Here is a 23,842-nt window from a genome sequence, read left to right as displayed (position 1 = left end):
TTCCACAGTAGCTCAGTGGTAGAGCAATCGGCTGTTAACCGATCGGTCGTAGGTTCGAATCCTACCTGTGGAGCCATTTTTATGTTTAAATTTAATATGATATGCTTCCATAGCTCAGTCGGTAGAGCACCACCATGGTAAGGTGGGGGTCAGCGGTTCAAGTCCGCTTGGAAGCTCTTTAAAGCAGCTTAATTTCTATTTAAAGAGGTTAGGTTGTTTTTTTTATGGCTAAATATGTCAGCGTATAGACATTAAAGTACTAAGAAGTAGGAAATTTTTTAACGTGTTCCGTTTATTATGACATGGCTTTTAATCGATTTGAACTCTAATTTCACACTATCAATAACATAAAATAAATATTGTATAGTATGTGAATCATGGTGCGAATACACTGCGAATGAAGTTATGAATTTAACTAATGAAAGTAAATGTTGGACATAAAAATAAAATTATCTGAATCATATGATAAGATAATGATAGTTATTGTGAAGACATGTACTTAATTAAACTGTCGGGGCAGGATAGTTTAAGAAGGATAAATTATATTTATGGTAAATTATAGAGAGAAAATTGTTTAACTTTTGTATAACAAACAAGCCATTAGTTGAAGAGGGAAAGTGAGGGAGAGCTTGCATGATATATGTAAATGTTAGAGCAATTATTGAAAGAAATGGACCAAATGGAACTGAAATAGTTATACAAAAAAGGATTAAATCTAATGAGAATAAAACACCTTACGAGTTACCTGGAGGAAGGTTAGAGAAATTCGAGTCATTTTTGGAAGGACTTAAAAGAGAAGTCCATGAAGAAACAGGACTTCATATTACAAAAATCTTTGGAGAAGAAACTAGAATTGAGACTAATAACGAAGACTCAAATGTTGAAGCTATGAAGCCTTTTGCTGTTTATCAAACGACAATTGGCCCAGTAGATTCATTAGGTGCTTACTTTCGATGTCAAGCCTCTGGTAATTTAGTTAAAGAAGGCGACGGTACTGAAGATATAAAATGGATTCCAGTAGATGAGCTACTCCATTCACTAGAGAAGGATTTAATAGATTTTAGTTGGGTGGACAAGTCTGGAATAATGTATTACTTAAAATGGTATTATGATGAGAAACAACAAATTGATTAGTATAATTCCTATTTTCTTCTGGAAGAGCATTCATTAAATTTCCGCTAATAACTTTATACCTTTGTATATTAGTGGATGTTGTAGAAAAAGTTTTCGACGATATATCTGAAAATACAATCATCGTTACACACAAGAATCTAATGTCATTACTTTTAAATAATTATAATAAAAGTTTTGGTTTTGTTGATCGGCCAAGATATTACGAACCCTGATTTCGAGAAATGGGTAAACAAAGTAAATTATGAACGACTATGGAATAGAGAACGGCATTGTGTAACAAAGGGGCGAAATTGTAGAATAAACGTCAATGTTCTTCTTAAAGTAATGGGGAGCTGGAACAAAGATTTGAAAGAGAACAATATAAAACTGGAGGGTTGCATTCTTAAGCTATCGGGTGCGTTAATTTAAGAAGATTAACGCTAATATTTTGTTGTACTAAAGGAGCAGGATGGTGCAAGAGCGATGATTAACTGATGTTCAACAAACGAGGCAGATTTCGAAATAAGATACCTGGACTTTTTAAAATATATATGTAGACATATGTTCATCTAAAATAAAATTATAATGGAGGTATAGTTATGTGGTTAGGATTGGGACTAATTTCTATAGTAGCAACTTTCATAAATCTTTATATGTATGGAACAGGTAAAGATTATAAATTGCCAATGGCAATAGGATTATCATTTACAGCTCTTACACTTGTTGCGCAATACAGCATGGTGTCCAATTGGGTAAAGGTGGAAGATTGGTCTGCTTTAATAGATGTAGTGCCTACGATGGAAACAGCGTTATGGGTTTTGACGATTATATCGATTTTATTAAATATAACTCCTATACTTTTAGAGCTAAAAAACAAAAAATAATTAATAAACGGGAGCATTCACATCATAAGCTGTCGTTGCCGTTGTGTTGCTAACGGGTGCATTACTTGAAGAAGGAAAGTTGCCCCCGTTATTAAACTATCGGAATAGGATAGTTGAATAAGAAAAAGGGGGATTGCATGAACAAAAAACATTTCTTAATTGTTGTGGGTATTATAATAGTTTTTGTAGTATCCTATATCGTTTATGACCAGACGAGGTACACGAGTTTTGAAAATGAATTTACCGAAATTCAGAATTATTACAGTAATCATGGAGAGGGTTGGAACATCTCTGAAATAGAATTAACATATTTTGATGTAGAAAATGACAAAGGATTTTCAACTGTTATAGATGATTCATCTACTATTAAATCTATCTACGAACAATTAATGTCAACTGAATTGAAAAAGACTTCGACTTCAAATAAAAGTCATGAGAAAAGCAATTTTAGGTTAAGTCTCTCATACTCGGAAGGAAGACCAACGACGGTAATGCATATCCTCTACAATAGAATTTATATAAGTGAGCCTTTCTTACACATGACATACAAAGAAGTAGATTCTAATCAATTTTATTCATTCTTAGAAGGTTTAGATTTATCGTGGGATAGAGAATTTCAGTTGTCCGAAAGGGAGTAGAGAAACTCCCGAAATCATTACCACCGTTGAATATAGAATGAATTTGAATATTAGTCGAATTATTTTTTAAAGGGATAGGTGTGTTTTAGTATTATCCTAAAAATTATAACGAGGTGTTTGTTTGAGTAGGTTTAACTATAATACAGAGACAGAAAGATTAATAATAAGACCATATATTAAAGAAGATTTCTCAAATTGGTTAACCCAATTTAATAATAGGATGCCTTCACAGCACAAATATGATGAAGGAAAAATAGATATGAGTATTTGTACTGAAGAATGGTTTGGGGAATTGGTAAATAACCATCAACAGATGGCCGTGAATGACAAAGTATATGTATTTGGTATATTTAGAAAAGAAGATAATGCTCATTTGGGTGCAATAGATTTTTCGACAATTATGAGGGATAATTTTCAATGGGCGAGATTCGGGTATACCATTCATAACCAATTTTGGAGACAAGGTTACGGTAAGGAAGCTGTAAAAGCAGCAATAATTCTTGCTTTTAAAAAGCTAAACTTTCACCGTATAGAAGCACACATTAATCTCGATAATACTCCTTCGATAAAATTAGCAGAAAGTGTTGGAATGCAATTTGAATGTATAAGAAAAGGTTTTATCTATGAATTTGATGAATGGACTGATAACCTAATTTACCATATTATTTCAAAATAAATTTTATTGAACAATCCAGCTAATAGAAGTTTGTCCCTTATTGCGCTAATGGGTAGCTTTAGTGAAAGAAGAGAATATTATTATCCAAAGGGGCTTGATTTAAATAAGCTCCTTTTCTAGTAAATTATAATGTGATTTTATGTGTTTTTGGTTGAAATCTGTTTTTCGAATTACTATGAGAATTAGCTAGAGACACCTCTTAATGGAACCTGTTAGAATTATTTCCTTCCCTTTTTAACTTGAAAAGTAAGCATGTAAACACCATATATAGCAATGAATACAAGTAATCCAACCAGACAAAGATTAAAATAATACCAGAACCCATTTCCAAGTAAATTTAATGGAGTGTTAGCTGAAGGTGTTCTGGCAAGGAAAAGGAAGTTAGCGTTAAGTAAAGGATTTATGATGAATCCTGTGATCCCTGCATATATAAGAAGATAGATATAAGACTCTATCGTTTTCATAAAGGTGATTTTTAACTTAGAAGTAATGACTAAAAGTAAACAAGCCCAGGATAAGACCAGATGATGTATAAAGAACTGCCAAAATCGAAATTGAGGATAACCATGGTGTAATTCTGGTGTTACTACTGCTAGAAACGATGGGACAATACCAATGAACAAGATAATTTGGCTCAGCTTCTCGTTTTTTGTTAGCAGTGCAAGCATTGTAAGAATGCCGGCTAAACTACAAAGCTGAAATGGAAGGAACTCACGCGGGTTCCATGCACCGTTTACTATTCCCCAGGTTTGATAACTAATTTCTGATGAAACTAGGATTGTAAATAAGGTCCATCTTAATATAGAGACAATTCTATGATGAGTACGAAGTTTATTGGAGTAGATTAATAGTAAAGCCATACCTAATATGAATAGAAAAATCATCAATAAATGGTGGATACCAAAAAACTGAAATGAAGAAAGTACTTTATTGCTGAACCATTCTCCCATGTCCAACACCCCTATTTATATAGAAAATAACGCTTACTAAAAATATTTTAGTAAGCGTTTATAGTTTATATATTTATCCGCCAATTATATGGTAACCAGAATCGACATGTAATACTTCTCCGGTAACACCTCTGGATAGATCGCTGATAAAGAATAGTGTAGCATCCCCAACTTGTTCTTGATCTACATTTCGACGTAAAGGAGCTTTTTCTTCTACCATTCCTAGCTTTTCGTTAAAACCAGATACCCCTTTTGCTGCTAGAGTACGAATTGGACCTGCAGACACTGCGTTGACACGAATTCCATATTTACCAACGTCTTCTGCTAAATATCTTACACTAGCCTCTAAAGAAGCTTTAGCGACTCCCATAATATTATAGTTAGGAATTACTTTTTCTGCACCTAAATATGTTTGCGTAACAATACTACCGCCTTCTGTCATTAATTCTTTAGCAGCTTTTGTAACTGCTACTAATGAAAAGGCACTAATATTATGTGCTAGTAAGAAGCCTTCACGTGATGTATTGGAAAATTCCCCTTTTAATTCATCGCGATTTGCAAATGCGACAGCGTGTACAACGCCATGAATAACGCCAACTTTTTCTTTTATTTCATTAAACGCATTTTGAATACTCTCATCATCTGCCACATCGCAGTTAACGATAAGCTTTGCTTCAATATTGTTTTCTTCCAACAATTTAGTAAGCTTTTTATATGATCTCTCTTGTCTGTTTGTGAAAATTAGGTTTGCTCCGGCGTTGTGTAAGGACTTTGTTACACCCCAAGCAATACTTCTTTCATTTGCAACACCCATTACAACAATATTTTTATTTTTTAATAGTTCAGTCATATTGAACCTCCAAAATTGTGATTAACTATTAGTACCTAACTATAATTTATCATTTTTTAATTAAAAAACCAATTTATTTATTAAAAAATAATTATTTCTGTATGGAAATATCCCTGTAGAATAAGGGGTTTGAGGGTTAGTGAAATTTTTTTTAAAAAAATTACGTTTTCCTCTTTACAAAGGTTGAAAATCTGTATATAATAAAATTCGTTGACTGCTAAGACAAGCTAACAACTGATACTGGCCCGTTGGTCAAGCGGTTAAGACACCGCCCTTTCACGGCGGTAACACGGGTTCGAATCCCGTACGGGTCACCATGTGGAGGATTAGCTCAGCTGGGAGAGCACCTGCCTTACAAGCAGGGGGTCACAGGTTCGAGCCCTGTATCCTCCACCACTTAATAAATTTATATGAAATTCACCATGCCGGCCTAGCTCAATTGGTAGAGCAACGAGCAATACTCCTACCGAATTAGCTGCGAGTAACCCCGAAGCATATACTTCCTTGAATATGCTAGAAGATGCAGGGGTCCACATGGTAAAGGTATAAAACTTAATAAGTGAAATTCACCATGCCGGCCTAGCTCAATTGGTAGAGCAACTGACTTGTAATCAGTAGGTTGGGGGTTCAAGTCCTCTGGCCGGCACCATTTTTTTGTATAAAAACAAAAAAATAGCTAAATATATGGAGGGGTAGCGAAGTGGCTAAACGCGGCGGACTGTAAATCCGCTCCTTCGGGTTCGGCAGTTCGAATCTGCCCCCCTCCACCATTTAGATTATTGGGCTATAGCCAAGCGGTAAGGCAACGGGTTTTGGTCCCGTGATTCCCAGGTTCGAATCCTGGTAGCCCAGCTTTTTTTATTTTCTGGGACTTTTATTCTTAAACTATTGGCTAACCGCTGATTTATAAAAACGCTCAGGACTTACTAGCTTAGATCTACTCAATTATATGAGCCATTAGCTCAGTCGGTAGAGCATCTGACTTTTAATCAGAGGGTCGAAGGTTCGAATCCTTCATGGCTCATCATTTAAATAGATAAATAAAAACAAGGTTGCGATTCTTTCGTAACCTTGTTTTTATTTGCATTTTACACTGTTTTTTAACATAATAGATAGAGTAATTCATTATGTAAATTAAAGATATTTATAAGTTTTTGCTAATAAACTGACAATATAAAAGGATGGTTGGTATGAAATCTTCTAGGATTCCTGGTTTTTATAAAAAAACTGTTGAAGAACGAAGAGAGCTTGTAAGGGAGGCACTTGATTTATCAGAAGATGACTTAAGCGTGTTATCATCCCTGGAAGCTTTACCAATCGAGACTGCTGATAAAATGATTGAGAATGTGATTGGAACATTCCCACTTCCATTAGGTTTAGGATTGAATTTCTTAATAAACGGGAAAGATTATATTATACCGATGGTAGTTGAAGAGCCGTCTATAGTAGCTTCGGCTAGCCATATCGCTAAAATTGTAAGGGATGCAGGCGGTTTTAAAACAGAAGCATCAGAACGAATTATGATTGGCCAAATTCAAGTAGTTGGTTGTAAAGATTACGAAGCAGCTAAACATAAATTACTAGAAGTGAAAAACGAATTAATTGAAGCAGCTAATGCTGCATATCCAAGTATTGTAGCAAGAGGTGGGGGAGCTAGGGATTTAGATGTTAGAATCCTTAATGATTCGCCTGGTTCTCAGTATGGAACAATGCTTGTTGTACATTTATATATTGATACATGTGATGCAATGGGAGCAAATATTATTAATACGATGGTTGAATCTTTAGCACCAACTGTGGAAGAGCTAACTGGTGGTAAAGTATACCTACGTATTTTGTCTAACCTTGCTGACCGTTGTATTGCAAAAGCAACATGTGTTATCCCCCCTAAATTATTAGTTACTGGCGAATACTCTGGGGAAGAAGTGCGTGATGGTGTTGTAAGTGCTTTTGAATTTGCTGATTCTGATCCGTACCGGGCAGTAACGCACAACAAAGGAATAATGAATGGAATTGATCCCGTTATTATAGCTACAGGTAATGATTGGAGAGCGGTCGAAGCGGGAGCTCATGCTTATGCTTCGCGCTTTGGAAGTTATCGTTCGATGACAAAATGGTCTGTTGATGAAGAAGGTAACTTAGTTGGGGAATTAGAACTACCGATGTCTATCGGAATAGTAGGTGGAGCAATTCGTGTACACCCGATTTCACAATTAGCGCATAAAATGTTAAATATAGAATCTGCATCTGAGCTTGCTCAAATTATCGTTGCGGTTGGTCTAGCACAAAATCTCGGTGCTTTGAAAGCTCTCGTGACAGACGGTATTCAAAAAGGCCATATGGCATTACATTCTCGTTCTGTCGCAATAGCTGCTGGCGCTACTGGGGAGATGATTGATATTATAGCTGAACAATTAGTAAAGTCGAAAGAAATCCGTGTAGGTAAAGCTAAAGAATTGGTGGAACAATATTCAAAATGAGTACAGAGAAATTAACCATTACAAATAAAATAATTAAAACGGAAAAAAGTGGAACCGGAATTGCCCATAGCAAACTAATTTTAATTGGAGAGCATGCAGTTGTACACGGACAACCTGCAATCGCTATCCCGTTTCCATTAGTTGGTGTGGAGTCGGTTATTGAATATCGTAAAGGTCCGATTAAGTTTGATAGTACGTTTTATAATGGACCGATGGATTCGGCTCCACTTACGTTAGATGGAATTGTAAATAGTATTCAAGAAACATTGAAATACTTAGGTCTTCCTAACAGGGATATGATTATTCGAATTAAATCCTCTATTCCGCCAGGGAAAGGACTAGGTTCAAGTGCATCTGTTGCAATCGCGATTATCCGATCGCTTTTTGCTTATGCAAATGTAAACTATACCGAAAGTGAATTATTACACTTTGCTAATATTGCAGAGAAATTCGCCCATGGTTCTCCAAGTGGAATTGATACGCTTACCATTACCTCTGAGTCGCCGGTGTGGTTTGAGAAAGAAAATCCGGTAAGCTATATAAGCCCGGGTGAGGACTTCCATTTCATTGTGGCAGATTCTGGCCGTATTGGTGATACGAGATCAGCGGTTGAATCAGTAGCACATCTATTAAAGAAAGCTCCGAAAAAGATTCAGTCCAAAATTGAACGAATTGGGGAATTAACCCATCTAGCTAAACACGCATTAGAGAAGGCTGGCAAAAATTTACTAGGTCAAATGTTAAATGAAGCACAGCATGAGTTATCTGCTCTTGGTGTTAGTGATGAAGGATTGGATCGATTAATCAACTTTGCTCGTAAAGAAGGGGCCCTAGGTGCGAAATTAACTGGTGCTGGAAATGGTGGTTGTATTATCGCATTAGCGAAAAATGAGTTCCATTCTAGACAGTTAGCTGAAAAACTAAAAGAGTTTGGAGCACAAGCCGTTTGGCCATTTGTATTAAGAAAACAAGATTAATGAGAAATGGCTTTTATAAAGGGGACCTATCATGAAAGTAACTGCAAAAGCACATACAAACATTGCATTAATAAAATACTGGGGTAAACGTGATGAAGGATTAATTTTACCTACTAATAACAGTTTATCGGTAACATTAGATGGTTTCTTTACAACAACATCTGTTGAGTTCAAGCCTGATTTAACAAAGGATTCATTTCTTTTAAATGACGAAGAAGTAGAAGGCGAACAAAGCATTCGAGTAACGAACTTTTTAAATTTAGTTCGTGAATTGGCTCAAGAAGAGGTTTATGCAGAAGTGAAATCTATTAATGCTGTACCTACTGCTGCGGGATTTGCTTCGTCAGCTTCAGGTTTTGCAGCCCTTGCAGCTGCCTCTAGTAAAGCTATTGGATTAAATTTAACTGATACAGAGTTGTCTCGTCTAACTAGACAGGGATCTGGTTCTGCATGTCGCTCGATTTTCGGTGGCTTTGCGGAATGGCTACAGGGAGTAGAGGCGGATGGTTCTGATTCCTATGCCGTGCCAATTGCTCCAAAAGAGCATTGGGATATTCGTGTTGCAGCGGTCGTTCTTTCTTCTAAAATGAAAAAAGTATCTAGTAGATCAGGGATGAAGCGAACGGTGGAAACTTCTCCCTTTTTTAAAGGCTGGGTAGAGAGTATTCCGGCTGATTTAGAAGGTATTAAACAAGGCATTCTGGATAAAGATTTTGAAAAAGTAGGAGAGATTGCGGAGGCTAACTGCTTGAAAATGCATGCCACGACTTTAGGAGCGAATCCACCTTTTACCTATTGGTTGGATACGACGATGGCAGTAATGCAAACTGTGCAACAATTACGTAGCGCTGGAATTCCAGCATATTTCACAATCGATGCCGGGCCAAATGTGAAAGTGTTGTATCTTCCGGAACATGAGGCAAAAATACAAGAAACATTGCAGCATATTCCAGGTGTTACCGAGGTGAAATTAAGTCGTGTCGGTCAAGGAATAACCTATTTAGAGGATGAGGAACTTGTCTAATTCATCTATCACAATCCAAGTGCCTGGGAAACTAATGATTGCTGGAGAATTTGCCGTATTAGAGCCGTATCATAAATTAATTGCAATGGCAGTAAACCGTTTTGTTTATGTAGATATACATGCTAATAAAACGAATCAATTAACATTAGAAAAGTTTAACCTGCGTAACTTGAACTGGAACTTTGTTGATAAGCAAGTAATAATTGACTCTACCGATACACGTGTGAACTTTGTACAGGAAGCGATGACAATTGCTTTCGGGTATTTGAGTGAAAAAAATATTTCAATTGATAATTTTTCACTTCAAGTGAAAAGTGAACTCGATGATAAAGTGTCAGGGAAGAAGTTTGGTCTTGGTTCAAGTGCTGCTGTAGCTGTTGGTGTTATAACGGCTATTTTACAATATCATTTGCCTAAAGCTCCATCCCCTTTACTTGTTTTTAAGCTTGCCGCTATATCCCATGTGGCAGCGCAAGGTAATGGTTCTGGTGCGGACGTCGCGGCTTCTGCATTTGGTGGTATTATTCAGTATTCATCTTTTCAAGCAAATTGGTTACGAAATAGATATAATGAATCTAATACATTATTAGAAGTAATAGAAATGGATTGGCCGTATTTATCAATTGAACCGGTAGCGTTGCCAGCTGACATCCATTTGCGTGTTGGTTGGACAGGGAGTCCAGCGTCAACAGGAAATTTAGTAAATCAAATACTACAGTTAAAAAATACGAAACGTGACAAGTATGAGGAGTTTTTACATAACAGTGAGGAAGCGGTTAAAAACATTCTCCGTGGAATGCTAGATAACGATCTTCCTCTATTATTGAGTGGTGTAAAACAAAACAGAACGGCATTAGTAGCAGTTGGAAAAGAGGCAGAGACAGACCTAGAGACAACGAAGATAGCTAAACTATGTGATTTAGCAGAAGAACTGGGAGGGGCTGCTAAGCAATCGGGAGCCGGTGGCGGTGACTGTGGTATTGCTATGATGCCATCTATAGAGAGTGCAGAAATGTTAGTCCATACTTGGAAGGATGAAGGAATAACTCCGTTAGAACTCAAATCCTATCCTCTTGGAGCTATATCCCTATAGATAAGGTATCGTCCTAAAAGTGGTGATACTTTTTTCTTTGCAAAAATCATTAAAGCGTAAGTATGAATAAATATTCGAAAAATTGTCGAGTTGAGTCGTTAATATAAACTAAGGTAAAATAGTATTGTGGAGGTGGCTATTTATTATGAAAAATAAAATATCTTTAATCGGTGTCCCAATGGATTTAGGCCAAAGTCGTCGTGGGGTAGATATGGGACCAAGTGCACTTCGCTATGCTGGTGCGATAGAACGCCTGCAAAGTTTACATTATGATATACACGATTTAGGGGATATTCCGATAAATCGTCCAGATAAATATGAAGATGGAAGTAAATTGAAAAACTTAGAACAAGTTATTGAAGCGAATGAAACATTAGCGGAAATGGTCGATGCTGAGATTAAAAAAGGTCGGTTCCCATTAGTACTTGGAGGAGATCATAGTATTGCAATCGGAAGTTTAGCCGGTATATCCAAGCACTATGAAAATCTTGGGGTGATTTGGTATGATGCCCACGGGGATCTGAATACAAGTGACACATCGCCATCCGGTAATATCCATGGAATGCCACTTGCTGTAAGTCTTGGCATAGGGCATGAAAGGCTAACGAATATTTATAATTATGCTCCAAAGGTAAAACCTGAAAATATCGTGATTATCGGAGCTCGCTCACTAGACCCAGGGGAAAGAGAGTTAATTCGTGAAATGGGTATTAAAGTTTATACGATGCATGAAATTGATAGAATGGGTATGTCAAAGGTGATGGAAGAAACAATTGAATACTTTAAGGGAAATACAGATGGTGTTCATTTAAGTCTAGACCTTGATGGATTGGACCCAACAGAAGCACCAGGGGTAGGGACACCAGTATTAGGTGGTATGACATATCGTGAAAGCCACTTAGCGATGGAAATGTTAGAGGAATCAGAGTTAATTACTTCTTTAGAAGTAGTAGAGGTTAACCCAATTCTTGACGAAAAAAATAAAACAGCTACATTAGCTGTTGGATTAATGGGTTCTTTATTTGGTGAAAAATTAAAATAACCTAAAGATAAAACTTAAAAAGGCATTAATTTGATGAAAATTGATGTCTTTTTATTTATTTGTAATGTTGCTAAATTGGTATTGATTCAATAGATTATCTAATTTTTTGCTTGTTGCTACGACTACTTCTGAGGTGAGTTTATATTTATTGCTCAGTGTAATCATTTCTTTGCGACATTGTTCTATCTCTTGTAATAATGGTTTATTCATTTGTATTCCCCCTATTACTATACATTAAACTATATTACCTGAATAATTTACTGGTTTGCAATAGTAAATTAAGAAAAATCCATATTTTTTATGGATTTTGCGTTATAATGTAAATGGAAAATGTTTACTATTATGAAATCGCACTTGCCATGTCCCGCTCCGAACGCAATTCGCTTTCTGCGGGCGGCTGGTGAGCCAGGCTATTACTTGAGTAATCTTCTCTGTAGCCTTGCACTGAGGAAGCTTGCTGTGAAGCGATACTGGAAGACGCTGGGTGCATCGTAGGGTCTTTAACGATGCCTTTTTTCCTGCTGGAATCTTCGTGTAGTCAAGCCTCTCATTGCTGGATAGTTAGTAATATTCTTCATAAATACTATGGACCAAAAAAATAAGCGGATAATTTTTTTTTAAAAAAAGTGAAACCTTTTTAGTTTTGATACGTAAGGTTTAATACCGCATCAGGCGGAGGTACATGGAATGGAATTGTTAATTAAAGATAAAATTAAACAGGTAAAAAAAGGGGATCAAGCTGCCTTTGAAGATATTATCTTGTTTTATCAGGATAAGATTTATCAGCATTGCCATCGAATGGTTGGAAACGCACATGAAGCAGAGGATATTGCTCAAGAAGCTTTCATCCGTGCATATATGAATATCCACTCCTATGATGAACGTAGAAAGTTCTCAACTTGGTTATATCGTATAGCTACGAATTTAACGATAGATCGTTTGCGTAAGCGAAAACCAGATTATTATCTTGATGCGGAAGTGAAGGGTACTGATGGATTGGATATGTACTCACAATTAGCAACAGATGAAAAGCTTCCAGAAGATCAATTAGAAGGACTTGAACTTCAGAATTATATACAAAAGCAAATTGCTGAGCTTCCTCCTAAATATCGTAGTATAATAATGCTGCGTTATATAGAGGACTTTTCACTTCAGGAAATTAGTGAAATATTAGATATCCCGATTGGTACTGTCAAAACAAGAATACATCGGGGGCGGGAAGCCTTACGTAAAAAGCTTCGTCATGTGTAAAAGGAGTGAATCCAGTTGGATTGTAATAAAGAAGCATTAGAATTAATGCATAAGCACTTAGATGGGGATATATCTACGGAAGAAGAGACCCAATTGAAGAATCATCTAGAGGGCTGTCTGGAGTGTCAAAAACATCTCCATGAATTAAAACGGACGATTACTTTAATTCAAAGTACAGAGAAAATGACTGCACCAGAGGGGTTTGTAGCAAATGTGATGCAGCAATTACCAGTAGAGAAAAAGCATGTGAAGTATGTGCGCTGGTTTAAAATGCATCCTGTTTTAACTGCTGCTGCTATCTTTTTCATCTTCATGTTTACTGGATTAGTATCGGCATGGGAGCATGACTCTCAACTTATGGTTTCCAATCCAGAAAATCTAATAATCGAGGGGCATATGGTTATTGTCCCGGAAGGCGTTACGGTTGAAGGTGACTTAGTAGTTCAAAATGGTGATTTACGAATAGATGGAACAGTCGATGGTAATGTTACTTTAATAAATGGAAAAATAATCGAAGATAATGCATTAGACGGTAATGGACTAATGGCTAATGCTGCCGGTGTTAATGGAGAAATAAATGAAGTGAACCGGATATTTGAATGGATATGGTATCATATGCAAAACATAGTAAAAGGTATATTTTCAGTAGAGTAGAAAAACCTGGTAATTAGCCAGGTTTTTTTGTTACGTTAATTGGGAAAATAAATACAAGTTACCTAACTGAAATTGAGACTAACTAAATGACGTATCTCGAAGTAAAATGTGGTATAATGATAACGATATTTTGAATGAAAATACATAGAACTTTTAATAGCTACTTATTATTTTGACTCAGCACGTGTTCTAAAAATGAATACGGGAAGAGAATTTGATGAATAAAAGGAAGTGTAGACATGCCTAATGGGGATTTTGGTATATTAGACCTACTAAGAATAGGCGTAGATATAGGTCTCGTCTGGTATGTTCTATATAAATTAATCATGTTAATACGAGGAACAAAGGCGATTCAATTATTAAAAGGTATCGTCGTTGTTTTTATTGTACGTTTGCTCAGTATGTTATTTGAATTACAAACATTGATGTGGGCCACTGATCAAATTATCCGATGGGGAGTTCTTGTTATTTTCATTTTGTTCCAACCAGAGCTAAGAAGAGCGTTAGAACAAATTGGGCGAGGAAATTTATTCTCCAGAACGACGAAATCGGATGAAGAGAAATTTGATAAGCTAGTCACAGATATTGTGCATGCATGTAATTATATGGCAAAACGTCGCATAGGAGCATTGATTACTATAGAACGTGAGACAGGTATCGGTGAATATATTGAAACAGGGATACCGATTAATGGGAAATTGACACATCAACTCTTAACTAACATCTTCACACCGAATACGCCACTGCATGATGGTGCGGTTATTATTAAAGAAGATGAAATTGTGGCGGCAGCGTGTTATCTCCCGTTATCAGAAAGCCCGTTCATTTCAAAGGAATTAGGAACTAGACATAGAGCTGCCATGGGTATTAGTGAAGTGACGGATGCTTTGACGATTGTTGTATCAGAAGAAACAGGTAGTATTTCTGGTACTAAAAATGGTGAATTAAGAAGAGATTTAACACAAGACAATTTAAGAGAATACTTACTTGAGAATTTATCTCCTACTCAACGAGCTTTTGAGAAAAAAACTTGGAAGATAGGGGGAAGAAAGAATGGATAATTGGTTTCGAAGCAAATGGTTTATCCGAGGTATTTCCTTAGGTTTTGCCATATTGTTATATGTGTTTGTATCAATAGAAGAGGCAGACACAGCCCATGAAAGTCTTATCCCGAATCTTTTTGGTGGATCTACACAGGTAGAAACATTGCCAAGTGTTCCAATAAAAATCCTAATTGATAGTGAAAAGTATGTAGTTAGTGGTGTTCCAGAAAATGTATCAGTCCAACTTGAAGGAACAGCTAGCGCGTTAACACCTATTGTCAGACAACAGAACATTGAATTGTTTGTCGATTTAAGAGATTTAGGTGAAGGTGAACATGAGGTGGAAATCGAGTACGAGGATGTACCAAATCAAGTCGCTGTTTATATAGAACCAAAAACGATTGATGTCATTATAGAAAAAAAGGCATCCGATGAGGTTGGTGTAACGGTTGATTTTATTAATGAAGATAAATTGCCTGTAGGATATCAAGTAGGGGATTTTGAATTAAATACAGATACCGTTACCGTGACAAGTTCAAAAGAAATTATTGACCGAATTGCTATTGTGAAAGTGTATGTAGACGTCGGTGGATTAACGGAATCCATTAAAAATCGTGAAATTCCAGTAAATGTTTATGATAGCCAGGGGAATGAGCTTGCTGTTAGAGTCGACCCAGCAACGGTTGTCATTTCCGTTGACATTGAAAATCCTAGTAAGCGTGTTCCGGTAAGTCTTGCCACTTCAGGAGAATTACCAGATGGCTATAAGTTAATATCAATGGAGCCTTCAGTAGATGAGATTGAAGTGTTTGCGGTATCAGATATATTGGAAAATCTAGAAGAAATCACTACAAAGCCAATAAATCTATCGGAACTAAAAAAATCAGGAACGATAAAGGTTGGACTAGCAATACCAGATAATGTTTTATCCCCAGACGTAAAAGAAATCGAAGTAGAAGTGGAACTCGAGCAAACGAAGCAATTGGATAACATTGCCGTAGAGGTGGACAACTTACAAGAGGGGTATATCGCAAACTTTATCGAACCTAATGAAGGACAGCTTAGTATAACTGTGACTGGAAATGAACAAGATGTTAGAGAATTAAGCGCAGAAGACTTTCGTATATATATTAATGGTAATGGTCTAGAAGCGGGAAGAAACACCGTTCCGATTGAAATAGAGGGACCAGAAAATGTCACTATAGAGACAGAGACGGAAGAAGTCGTTATTGAAATAGAGGAAGTATAGGTACTAATCTCGAAATAGTATTTATAAATGTCCGGTTGTCAGTAAGGAATTAAAGGAGAGGTACAAAAATGGGTAAATACTTTGGAACTGATGGTGTTAGAGGTGTTGCGAATAAAGAATTAACACCCGAATTAGCATTTAAACTAGGAAGATACGGTGGTTACGTATTAACAAAAGAGACTACTAAACCAAGAGTATTAATTGGGCGTGATACACGGATATCAGGAACGATGTTAGAAGGGGCATTAGTGGCTGGTTTATTATCTATTGGTGCTGAAGTAATGCGTTTAGGTGTTATTTCTACACCAGGTGTAGCTTATCTAACTAGAGCAACTAGTGCACAAGCAGGTATTATGATTTCGGCTTCTCATAATCCGGTGGAAGATAACGGGATTAAATTCTTCGGGCCGGATGGATTTAAGCTTTTAGATGAACAGGAAGCGGAAATCGAAAACTTAATGGATGGAGAAGATAATTTACCTCGCCCTGTTGGAGCTGACGTCGGAGTCGTTTCCGATTACTTTGAAGCAGGACATAAGTATTTATCTTTTCTAAAGGAATCGATTGATAATGATTTTGTAGATATGCGAATTGCACTAGATTGTGCCCATGGCGCTACCTCAAGTTTAGCAACTCATTTATTTGCTGATTTAGAAGCGGACATTTATACGATTGGTGCTTCTCCTGATGGATTAAATATTAATGATGGCGTAGGTTCAACTCACCCTGAAACGCTTCAAGCGTTTGTGTCAGAAAAGAATGCAGATATTGGGTTAGCTTTTGATGGTGATGGGGACCGTCTTATTGCCGTTGATGAGAAAGGTAATATTGTAGACGGGGATCAAATCATGTTTATTTGTGGTAAGTATATGAACGAAAAAGGATTCCTTCGTCATAACACGATTGTTTCTACGGTGATGAGTAATATCGGTTTTTATAAGGCGTTAGAAGAAAATGGGATGCGCAGTGAGAAGACGGCCGTAGGAGACCGTTATGTAATGGAGGAAATGCGTAAAGGTGGCTATAACCTTGGTGGTGAGCAATCTGGACACATTATTTTCCTAGATTACAGTACGACAGGAGACGGGTTACTATCTGCTATCCAGCTAGTTAACGTCATGAAGGAAACAGGTAAACCACTATCTGAGCTAGCTAGTGAGATGACAGTTTACCCTCAAGTGTTAAAAAACGTGAAAGTAACGGATAAAGAAAAGGCCTTAAACGATCCAACAATTAAGCAGGAAGTAGAAAAGGTTGAAGCGGCATTAGGTAGTAATGGTCGTGTATTAGTAAGACCATCTGGTACTGAACCTTTAGTTCGCGTTATGGTGGAAGCACCGACGAAAGAAGAGTGTGACCAATATACGGAACAAATCGCTAAAGTAATTGAAGATTTACTGGGAATAAAATAAGATAAGAAACTGCTCTCGTAATAAGAGGGCAGTTTTTTTGTTAACGTTAAAAAATATAATTCTGAGAACTGTCAGATAATAAAAAATACGTTATACTATTTATAGCAGTAAAAAATTACAGTTTTCTAAAATGGAGGGGAAGAAAAATGTTGAGTTTTCCAAAACCAACAGTAGAGCAGTTCCTACGGACGTATGTTATTAGTGATTTTACAGTGAGTAAGGATGAAAAAAGGTTATTATTTAATAGTAATTTAAATGGAAAAATGAACCTATGGGCAATGGATCTTCCAGATACATATCCATATTTATTTGCACAAAAAGACCAATCTGCTAATTTCATTAAGATTGATCCTGAAGGTCGTTATGTTTTAACTGGATATGATAATGACGGGGATGAAAATTACCAAATTTATTCATTACCAAGTGAAGGTGGTATGCCACAAGCGCTTATTACCGGTGAGCCAAATGAAAAGTATTACTTCACTCATTTAAGTGATGATGGGAAAAGAGTATATTATGTAACTTCAGAAGGAAACCCAAACTTCTTAAATGCTCGGGTTCGCAATTTAGAGGACAATTCCGATACACTTCTACATGAAGGGGAAGCGGGTCCTACGTACTTAGCTGGCGTATCAGAAAAAGAGGATGTTTTTGTTTATACGCGTCTTTTCGCAAACACATATATTCAACTGTTTGTAAAAGAAGGAGACCAAATGGTGAGCCTAACTCCAGATCCGGAAAAGGTTCATGTAGCAACAGTTCCCGTATTTGTAGGGGAAAAGGACATCTACTTTACAACGAACTATGAACAAGAATATAGTTATGTAGCAAAATTTAATTTGGATACGAAAAAGTTTGAAACAGTACTTCAAGTAGAGAAGGAGAGCGTTAGCGACGTTAAGTATGATAAGGAAAATAACCTTCTTTATGTCGTAACGGAAAAAGGTGTAGAGGATATCTTATATCGATATGATTTAAGCTCTAACAAGTTAGAGAAACTTTCTACTCCGTTTGATGTTTTAGAAAAACTAGTGGTGACAAAGCCTGGTAATTTATATGTGTTAGGTCGTAGTGCTACTATACCGTTTAATATTTATAAATCTACTGATGGGTCCGATTGGGAATCTTTGACTAATAACCGTGTACTTGGTGTGAGCCAAGAAGAGATGGTCGAACCGGAAGTGGTAACATATCAATCATTTGATGGAATGGAAATAGAAGCATTATTATTCCGTGCAAATCCGGAGAATGACAATGGACACACGATTTTCTGGCCGCATGGTGGGCCACAAGCTTCAGAACGTAAAATGTTCCGTGCAATGTTCCAAAGTGCATTAAATCGTGGGTATACGATTTTTGCACCGAACTTCCGAGGTAGTACTGGTTATGGTTCTTCCTTTGTGAAATTAGTGGAACAAGACTGGGGACATGGACCGAGACTAGATTGTGTCGCGGGTATTGAGTGGTTATTTGAAAATAATATCACAAACCGTGATAAGCTATTCCTTGTAGGAGGAAGCTATGGTGGATATATGGCATTGCTATTACATGGTCGCCATCCAGAGTATTTTAAGGCAGTAGTCGATATCTTTGGACCGTCTGATTTATTTACCTTTGTAAACTCTGTACCTCCACATTGGAAACCGATGATGGAGCGTTGGGTTGGAGACCCTGAGCGTGATAAGGAACGCTTTATTACAGATTCTCCAATTACGTATCTTGAATCAATGGTTAAACCAATGCTTGTTATCCAAGGAGCAAAAGACCCTCGAGTTGTAAAAGAAGAGTCTGACCAGATTGTTGATAAGCTAAAAGCATTAGATAGAGAAGTCGAGTACCTTGTTTTAGAAGATGAGGGACATGGATTTTCTAAGAAAGAAAATGAAATTAAAGTATATAATATGATGCTTGATTTTCTGGAGAAACATCAAGGTTAATAAGTGAAGCACATGGGTTTAACATCCATGTGCTTATATTTTTAGGAGTTAAAAATTAACGAAACAAAGAAAATGTCATATAATATTAAATGTCACCATGAGATAATGATTGACCAAATGCCATTACATCCTGTAAGATAAATTGGTATCTATTCTTCAGGTTATTTTTTGCCAAGAATAGGGTGACTAAAAAAATGAAATAGTAAGGAGGATCGTAGCAAATAATAATAAAGCGCCTGGACTATTTTCTGTACGGAAATTGAAAATAGTTGACGAGGAAGAAGGTTATCGAGATTTATCGGCGGGTGCCTTCCGATTGCACACTCCAGTCGTCATGCTTTTTTCGAAAAACAGTAGGGTGACCTATTGCACAAAGGAAAAAAGTTGAGTGTAATAATAGACTAAAACACGAGAAAGGGGCAGCACTACGCCCCGTAGAAAGTAATTTCATCTTTCATAGGTCGTTTGTTGCCCCTTAGAGGAGGAACACAACGAATGTGTGGAATTGTAGGATATATCGGACAACAGGATTCAAAAGAAGTATTACTAAACGGACTAGAAAAACTAGAATATCGTGGATATGACTCTGCAGGTATTGCAGTACTTAATGATAGTGGATTAAATCTTTTCAAAGTAAAAGGCAGAATCGCTGCTTTAAGAGAATCAGTAGATGAAACGATTCATGCGACAATGGGGATTGGTCATACGCGTTGGGCTACACATGGAGAGCCTAGTGTAGATAATGCTCACCCTCATCAAAGTGCTAACGGGAGATTTACTCTTGTGCATAATGGTGTTATTGAGAACTATCTAGATTTAAAGCGTGAATACCTTCAAGATGTTACGTTTAAGAGTGAAACGGACACAGAAGTTATTGTTCAATTAATTGAAAAGTTTTATGAAACTAACCAAAGTACACTAGAAAGCTTCCGCCAAACTATGGAGCTTTTAAAAGGTTCTTATGCGATTGCTATGATCGACAATGAAGATCCGGAAACACTTTATGTTTCTAAAAATAAAAGTCCTTTATTAGTTGGATTAGGTAATGGATTTAATGTCGTTGCAAGTGACGCAATGGCTACATTAAAGGTAACAGATCAATATCTTGAAATTCACGATAAAGAAATCGTTGTCGTGAATCGTGAATCTGTAACCATCCAACAGCTTGATGGTGAAGTGCAAGAACGCAAACCGTTTACTGCATTAATTGATGCAAGTGATATTGAAAAAGGTACGTACCCACACTTCATGCTTAAAGAAATTGATGAGCAGCCTATCGTGATGCGTAAAATCATCAAAGAATATCAGAATGAAGATAATGAACTTAAATTGGATGAAGATATTCGTGCAGCAATGAAGGCTAGTGACCGTATTTATATCATTGCAGCTGGAACTAGCTATCATGCTGGTCTAGTGGGTAAAAACTTAATTGAAAAAATCGCACAAATTCCAGTAGAGGTTCATGTTGCTAGTGAATTCTCTTACAACATGCCATTATTGTCAGAAAAACCGTTATTTATCTTCATTTCTCAAAGTGGAGAAACGGCAGATAGTCGTACAGTATTAGTTAAGATTAAAGAAATGGGATATCCAGCACTAACCGTAACGAACGTGCCAGGATCCACCCTTTCTCGTGAAGCAGATTACACATTACACCTACATGCAGGACCTGAGATCGCAGTAGCATCGACAAAAGCTTACACGGCACAGATTGCAGTACTTTCTATTTTAGCGGTAGACACTGCACATGCAAAAGGTATTAAGGTAGACTTTGACTTAATGCAAGAGCTTGCGATTGTTGCGAATGCGATGGACGTTTTAACTGCACAAAAAGAAGAGCTAGAACAGCTTACAAAAGAATATTTAGAAACGACTCGCAATGCATTCTATATTGGACGCGGTATGGATTATTATGTTTCTTTAGAAGGATCATTGAAACTAAAAGAAATTTCTTATATCCAAGCGGAAGGCTTTGCAGGTGGAGAATTAAAACACGGAACTATCGCATTGATTGAAAAAGGTACTCCAGTAATTGCTATTGCAACACAAGAGAGTGTGAACTATTCCATTCGCGGTAATGTTCAAGAAGTAGTTGCACGTGGTGCCAACGCCCTGATCATTAGCATGAAAGGTCTTGAACAAGATGACGATGCATTCGTTATCCCAGCGGTACACGAATTATTAACACCACTTGCAGCGGTTATTCCGTTACAAATTATCGCATATTATGCAGCTCTACACCGTGGAGCAGATGTTGATAAGCCTCGTAACTTGGCTAAGAGTGTAACGGTGGAGTAGGAGGTTAAGTATAAAAAAAGATGGTGTCTAGTGTCCAGTAACATTATAGTTGGTAAATTTCAATAAAGTGGATAGAAACATTTTTTTAACCCTCTGTTCTAAAATAGGAACAGAGGGTTTTTTATATGGTTACTTTGTTGTGATTATCTTAAAATTTATGGGAGCCAATTGTTGATGAAACTAAGAATTGGATATTTATGTTAAAATACATATAGGATTCTGAATATTAAGTACTTCAACTAACGGAGCAGGATAGTTTAATAAGATGAAAACTGTGGCAAGGAGAGAACTAATGGTAGCAAATAAAAGAAAGAGAAGAATAGGAAAAGGGAAAATTATAATTATATTTGGCGTATTATTATTGTCGTTTATTTTTCTATTTAATTATTATGCCTCAACTTCCTATTACGGAACAATAGAAATTAGAGAATTAAAACAAGATAATAATGAATATGTTGTAGCTGTAGAAGGAGACTTTGGAGTTAAAAAGGCTAATTTTAATGAAAAAGAAACATTTAACATAGTTGAAAATGAAGAATTCAGAGTGGGAAACATTACTGAAATTTGGAATGACTTATCAGAAGGTAAATTATTTCAAGTACTTTTGAAGGCTTATGATAATCGTAATGAATTTACCTTAGAAAGAATCTATCTTGATTAATCAATTTAACTAAAGGGTGCAATAGTTAAAAAAAGGTGATCCAACTGGATTACCTTGATGTGTCAAAATTCTATTATTATTTTCTGAATATTATGCTATTGTTGAGGTGGATGTTATTTAACTATAGGAGCAGAAGAGTTTAATAAAAATAGAAATTCATTCAAAGTTAGAAAGAGAGGGTGAACTTATGAAATTACTTAGATACTATCCATACTTTGTAGCATTTGGATTTAGCATTATAATGTATTACCTGATTGCGATAGACCTTGTTCATGTAGAAGGACGTATATTGATATTTTTTCCTACACTTATTTTTACATTTATAATTGCAAGGTTTTATCATTTGAATTTTTATAAATCATTTTTTGTTTCATTATCATTCTTTATTATTGGAGCATTTTTTTTGTTTTTTGTAATTAACTACACTTCACCTTACGCATTAACATTGCACAATCTGGCTTTCCCAGTCTTTTTAGGAGCAATTATTGTAGGAATCATAATTGGATTGATTGTAGAGAAACGTGGAAAATAATTATTATTTTGATAATCTTATTTTGCTAAAGGGTGCTTTAATTGAACAAGCCAAATTTACAATAAAGTGAGCTGAGCCTAATTGTTTAATTAAAACAATTAGGCTTTTTATTCTCCAAAATATATCTACAGAAAGTGGGGAAAATTTACTAACTTTAATGTAATTAATATTTTTCCGGCCATGCAAATTTACTAACTTTAATGTAATTATTTTGTTTGCAGAAGAACGTAAATCACTTGTTATATAGGCATTCTATATTTACTAACTATAATGTTACTGGACAATCTCTCTGTCTTATTCTTCTTCCCCACGCTAAAAAGTCGGTACCTACTGCTAAATAGTTGGTATCCAAACGGCAAGGAAGCGGGAAGAGCAGCGGGCTGTCTATTATGTAATCAATCATTATTCAATAGGTTTTTTCAATCAAAAATCAATATCAACTCGGGGCTGGATTCAATATGATCCAGTCCTTTTTCTTTTACTCAATATCCCTCAATCACTTGTTCAATAAGGGTTCCAAACAACCTTTCTCAAATTCTCTTGTGTCTATTCCGTTGTTTTCCTCACTGTATAAACCCGTAGGGTTTCAGTTCTTTTTCGTGTATTTCTCAACGTGTTTTTTCAATCTTTTCTCTTGATTCTTCCCTCCATTATGGAAGAACTATTTAACATTGTCCGAATATTCGATACAACCCAGAACGGAAAAAAGAGGTCGAAAATGGGTGTTTTGGGGAAGAACTATATAACATAATGGAATGAAGAAAAAAGGCGAGATAAGAGGGTGGGGCTTAGAGCGGCAAGGGCTTGAGGGGAGTGAGAGGGGAAGGGAAGCGGGGAAGAACTTTTTGGCAGGGGAATAGTAAGGAAGAAAATTGATTACACTATTTAGAAGTTTATCTGAGGGCGATCAAGCTGAGATAATAGGGGCTATGGAACTGAAATTACTAAGGTATAAATAATCACGGGAACGTCTATCAAGTTCGACAATGTAATTAATATAGTGTGCAAACTAACGAGGAGCTGAGTAATCAGGCTTATAACCCGAAAAAATTATATAGCATTGATGGGGGTGATACAA

Annotated in this window: 21 protein-coding genes and 8 tRNA genes; 26 read left to right on the top strand and 3 right to left on the bottom strand. The window is 36.4% G+C overall.

Annotated features, from left to right (window positions below; genetic code table 11):
* Position 1 precedes the first annotated feature (1 nt).
* From AB1K81_RS17170 to AB1K81_RS17145, 6 genes are all read left to right on the top strand, one after another.
* Positions 2 to 76, top strand: a tRNA-Asn gene (locus AB1K81_RS17170).
* 27 nt (positions 77 to 103) lie between these two features.
* Positions 104 to 176: transfer RNA gene (locus AB1K81_RS17165), tRNA-Thr, on the top strand.
* Between the two features lie 457 nt (positions 177 to 633).
* Positions 634 to 1,134, top strand: a complete 501-nt coding sequence (locus AB1K81_RS17160) for an NUDIX hydrolase (protein WP_412977902.1) — start codon at positions 634 to 636, stop codon at positions 1,132 to 1,134.
* A gap of 578 nt (positions 1,135 to 1,712) precedes the next feature.
* Positions 1,713 to 1,997 carry a hypothetical protein gene (locus AB1K81_RS17155; RefSeq protein ID WP_412977901.1) on the top strand — a complete coding sequence of 95 codons (285 nt, stop codon included), beginning with the start codon at positions 1,713 to 1,715 and terminating at the stop codon, positions 1,995 to 1,997.
* Positions 1,998 to 2,134: 137 nt separating this feature from the next.
* The gene (locus AB1K81_RS17150) at positions 2,135 to 2,635 is read left to right on the top strand and encodes a hypothetical protein (protein WP_412977900.1); all 501 of its coding nucleotides are present in this window, start codon (positions 2,135 to 2,137) and stop codon (positions 2,633 to 2,635) included.
* A gap of 121 nt (positions 2,636 to 2,756) precedes the next feature.
* A complete protein-coding gene (locus tag AB1K81_RS17145; RefSeq protein ID WP_412977899.1) occupies positions 2,757 to 3,311 on the top strand; it encodes a GNAT family N-acetyltransferase in 555 nt (184 codons plus the stop codon).
* 218 nt (positions 3,312 to 3,529) lie between these two features.
* On the opposite strand, the gene AB1K81_RS17140 is transcribed toward AB1K81_RS17145, so the two are convergent.
* A complete protein-coding gene (locus AB1K81_RS17140) occupies positions 3,530 to 4,261 on the bottom strand; it encodes a YwaF family protein (protein WP_412977898.1) in 732 nt (243 codons plus the stop codon).
* 73 nt (positions 4,262 to 4,334) lie between these two features.
* A complete protein-coding gene (gene fabI / locus AB1K81_RS17135) occupies positions 4,335 to 5,111 on the bottom strand; it encodes an enoyl-ACP reductase FabI (protein WP_412977897.1) in 777 nt (258 codons plus the stop codon).
* Between the two features lie 242 nt (positions 5,112 to 5,353).
* Between fabI and AB1K81_RS17130 the strand changes: the two genes are divergently transcribed.
* From AB1K81_RS17130 to rocF, 11 genes are all read left to right on the top strand, one after another.
* Positions 5,354 to 5,428, top strand: a tRNA-Glu gene (locus AB1K81_RS17130).
* A gap of 3 nt (positions 5,429 to 5,431) precedes the next feature.
* Positions 5,432 to 5,507: transfer RNA gene (locus tag AB1K81_RS17125), tRNA-Val, on the top strand.
* Between the two features lie 177 nt (positions 5,508 to 5,684).
* Positions 5,685 to 5,760: transfer RNA gene (locus AB1K81_RS17120), tRNA-Thr, on the top strand.
* Positions 5,761 to 5,797: 37 nt separating this feature from the next.
* Positions 5,798 to 5,881 (top strand) — tRNA-Tyr (locus AB1K81_RS17115).
* Positions 5,882 to 5,891: 10 nt separating this feature from the next.
* Positions 5,892 to 5,963, top strand: a tRNA-Gln gene (locus AB1K81_RS17110).
* 99 nt (positions 5,964 to 6,062) lie between these two features.
* Positions 6,063 to 6,135 (top strand) — tRNA-Lys (locus AB1K81_RS17105).
* 166 nt (positions 6,136 to 6,301) lie between these two features.
* Positions 6,302 to 7,591: a hydroxymethylglutaryl-CoA reductase, degradative gene (locus tag AB1K81_RS17100; protein WP_412977896.1), complete on the top strand. Its 1,290-nt coding sequence runs from the start codon at positions 6,302 to 6,304 to the stop codon at positions 7,589 to 7,591.
* Complete coding sequence (gene mvk, locus AB1K81_RS17095) at positions 7,588 to 8,568, top strand: mevalonate kinase (protein WP_412977895.1); 981 nt, start codon at positions 7,588 to 7,590, stop codon at positions 8,566 to 8,568. Before AB1K81_RS17100 ends, mvk begins: the two co-directional genes overlap by 4 nt.
* A gap of 31 nt (positions 8,569 to 8,599) precedes the next feature.
* On the top strand, positions 8,600 to 9,592 hold the full coding sequence (gene mvaD / locus AB1K81_RS17090) for a diphosphomevalonate decarboxylase (RefSeq protein ID WP_412977894.1): 993 nt from the start codon (positions 8,600 to 8,602) through the stop codon (positions 9,590 to 9,592).
* Positions 9,585 to 10,685, top strand: coding sequence for a phosphomevalonate kinase (locus AB1K81_RS17085; protein ID WP_412977893.1), 1,101 nt, complete (start codon positions 9,585 to 9,587; stop codon positions 10,683 to 10,685). Before mvaD ends, AB1K81_RS17085 begins: the two co-directional genes overlap by 8 nt.
* Before the next feature lie 145 nt (positions 10,686 to 10,830).
* A complete protein-coding gene (rocF, locus tag AB1K81_RS17080; protein ID WP_412977892.1) occupies positions 10,831 to 11,727 on the top strand; it encodes an arginase in 897 nt (298 codons plus the stop codon).
* Between the two features lie 51 nt (positions 11,728 to 11,778).
* Here rocF and AB1K81_RS17075 read toward each other — a convergent pair whose 3' ends face one another.
* On the bottom strand, positions 11,779 to 11,937 hold the full coding sequence (locus AB1K81_RS17075; RefSeq protein ID WP_412977891.1) for an aspartyl-phosphate phosphatase Spo0E family protein: 159 nt from the start codon (positions 11,935 to 11,937) through the stop codon (positions 11,779 to 11,781).
* 477 nt (positions 11,938 to 12,414) lie between these two features.
* Between AB1K81_RS17075 and sigW the strand changes: the two genes are divergently transcribed.
* The 9 genes from sigW (at position 12,415) to AB1K81_RS17030 (ending at position 22,764) form a co-directional block, all read left to right on the top strand.
* Positions 12,415 to 12,978 carry an RNA polymerase sigma factor SigW gene (gene sigW / locus AB1K81_RS17070; RefSeq protein WP_412977890.1) on the top strand — a complete coding sequence of 188 codons (564 nt, stop codon included), beginning with the start codon at positions 12,415 to 12,417 and terminating at the stop codon, positions 12,976 to 12,978.
* A 15-nt stretch (positions 12,979 to 12,993) separates the two neighbouring features.
* Positions 12,994 to 13,632, top strand: a complete 639-nt coding sequence (locus AB1K81_RS17065) for a zf-HC2 domain-containing protein (RefSeq protein WP_412977889.1) — start codon at positions 12,994 to 12,996, stop codon at positions 13,630 to 13,632.
* A 239-nt stretch (positions 13,633 to 13,871) separates the two neighbouring features.
* A complete protein-coding gene (gene cdaA / locus AB1K81_RS17060) occupies positions 13,872 to 14,693 on the top strand; it encodes a diadenylate cyclase CdaA (RefSeq protein WP_412977888.1) in 822 nt (273 codons plus the stop codon).
* On the top strand, positions 14,686 to 15,924 hold the full coding sequence (locus AB1K81_RS17055; RefSeq protein ID WP_412977887.1) for a CdaR family protein: 1,239 nt from the start codon (positions 14,686 to 14,688) through the stop codon (positions 15,922 to 15,924). Before cdaA ends, AB1K81_RS17055 begins: the two co-directional genes overlap by 8 nt.
* Before the next feature lie 68 nt (positions 15,925 to 15,992).
* Positions 15,993 to 17,336 carry a phosphoglucosamine mutase gene (gene glmM / locus AB1K81_RS17050; RefSeq protein WP_412977886.1) on the top strand — a complete coding sequence of 448 codons (1,344 nt, stop codon included), beginning with the start codon at positions 15,993 to 15,995 and terminating at the stop codon, positions 17,334 to 17,336.
* A gap of 146 nt (positions 17,337 to 17,482) precedes the next feature.
* A complete protein-coding gene (locus tag AB1K81_RS17045) occupies positions 17,483 to 19,273 on the top strand; it encodes a S9 family peptidase (RefSeq protein ID WP_412977885.1) in 1,791 nt (596 codons plus the stop codon).
* 495 nt (positions 19,274 to 19,768) lie between these two features.
* Positions 19,769 to 21,571 (top strand): glutamine--fructose-6-phosphate transaminase (isomerizing), encoded by a 1,803-nt coding sequence (glmS, locus tag AB1K81_RS17040; RefSeq protein ID WP_412977884.1) that lies wholly within the window; start codon positions 19,769 to 19,771, stop codon positions 21,569 to 21,571.
* Positions 21,572 to 21,863: 292 nt separating this feature from the next.
* A complete protein-coding gene (locus AB1K81_RS17035) occupies positions 21,864 to 22,232 on the top strand; it encodes a hypothetical protein (RefSeq protein ID WP_412977883.1) in 369 nt (122 codons plus the stop codon).
* Between the two features lie 187 nt (positions 22,233 to 22,419).
* Positions 22,420 to 22,764, top strand: coding sequence for a hypothetical protein (locus tag AB1K81_RS17030; protein WP_412977882.1), 345 nt, complete (start codon positions 22,420 to 22,422; stop codon positions 22,762 to 22,764).
* Positions 22,765 to 23,842: the final 1,078 nt, after the last annotated feature.

The organism is Ornithinibacillus jepli (assembly GCF_047228935.1).
Lineage (GTDB): Bacteria > Bacillota > Bacilli > Bacillales > Amphibacillaceae > Ornithinibacillus.
The sequence above is the reverse complement of the archived record's forward strand: the minus strand, read 5'-3'. Positions and strand labels throughout refer to the sequence as shown.

What these genes read in the sequence shown, in the direction of transcription:
- AB1K81_RS17160 (WP_412977902.1), top strand. Translation starts at nt 634, where the DNA reads ATGATATATGTAAATGTTAGAGCAATTATTGAAAGAAATGGACCAAAT.
- AB1K81_RS17155 (WP_412977901.1), top strand. Translation starts at nt 1,713, where the DNA reads ATGTGGTTAGGATTGGGACTAATTTCTATAGTAGCAACTTTCATAAAT.
- AB1K81_RS17150 (WP_412977900.1), top strand. Translation starts at nt 2,135, where the DNA reads ATGAACAAAAAACATTTCTTAATTGTTGTGGGTATTATAATAGTTTTT.
- AB1K81_RS17140 (WP_412977898.1), bottom strand. Translation starts at nt 4,261, where the DNA reads ATGGGAGAATGGTTCAGCAATAAAGTACTTTCTTCATTTCAGTTTTTT.
- fabI (WP_412977897.1), bottom strand. Translation starts at nt 5,111, where the DNA reads ATGACTGAACTATTAAAAAATAAAAATATTGTTGTAATGGGTGTTGCA.
- AB1K81_RS17100 (WP_412977896.1), top strand. Translation starts at nt 6,302, where the DNA reads ATGAAATCTTCTAGGATTCCTGGTTTTTATAAAAAAACTGTTGAAGAA.
- mvk (WP_412977895.1), top strand. Translation starts at nt 7,588, where the DNA reads ATGAGTACAGAGAAATTAACCATTACAAATAAAATAATTAAAACGGAA.
- mvaD (WP_412977894.1), top strand. Translation starts at nt 8,600, where the DNA reads ATGAAAGTAACTGCAAAAGCACATACAAACATTGCATTAATAAAATAC.
- rocF (WP_412977892.1), top strand. Translation starts at nt 10,831, where the DNA reads ATGAAAAATAAAATATCTTTAATCGGTGTCCCAATGGATTTAGGCCAA.
- AB1K81_RS17075 (WP_412977891.1), bottom strand. Translation starts at nt 11,937, where the DNA reads ATGAATAAACCATTATTACAAGAGATAGAACAATGTCGCAAAGAAATG.
- sigW (WP_412977890.1), top strand. Translation starts at nt 12,415, where the DNA reads ATGGAATTGTTAATTAAAGATAAAATTAAACAGGTAAAAAAAGGGGAT.
- cdaA (WP_412977888.1), top strand. Translation starts at nt 13,872, where the DNA reads ATGCCTAATGGGGATTTTGGTATATTAGACCTACTAAGAATAGGCGTA.
- AB1K81_RS17055 (WP_412977887.1), top strand. Translation starts at nt 14,686, where the DNA reads ATGGATAATTGGTTTCGAAGCAAATGGTTTATCCGAGGTATTTCCTTA.
- glmM (WP_412977886.1), top strand. Translation starts at nt 15,993, where the DNA reads ATGGGTAAATACTTTGGAACTGATGGTGTTAGAGGTGTTGCGAATAAA.
- AB1K81_RS17045 (WP_412977885.1), top strand. Translation starts at nt 17,483, where the DNA reads ATGTTGAGTTTTCCAAAACCAACAGTAGAGCAGTTCCTACGGACGTAT.
- glmS (WP_412977884.1), top strand. Translation starts at nt 19,769, where the DNA reads ATGTGTGGAATTGTAGGATATATCGGACAACAGGATTCAAAAGAAGTA.
- AB1K81_RS17035 (WP_412977883.1), top strand. Translation starts at nt 21,864, where the DNA reads ATGGTAGCAAATAAAAGAAAGAGAAGAATAGGAAAAGGGAAAATTATA.
- AB1K81_RS17030 (WP_412977882.1), top strand. Translation starts at nt 22,420, where the DNA reads ATGAAATTACTTAGATACTATCCATACTTTGTAGCATTTGGATTTAGC.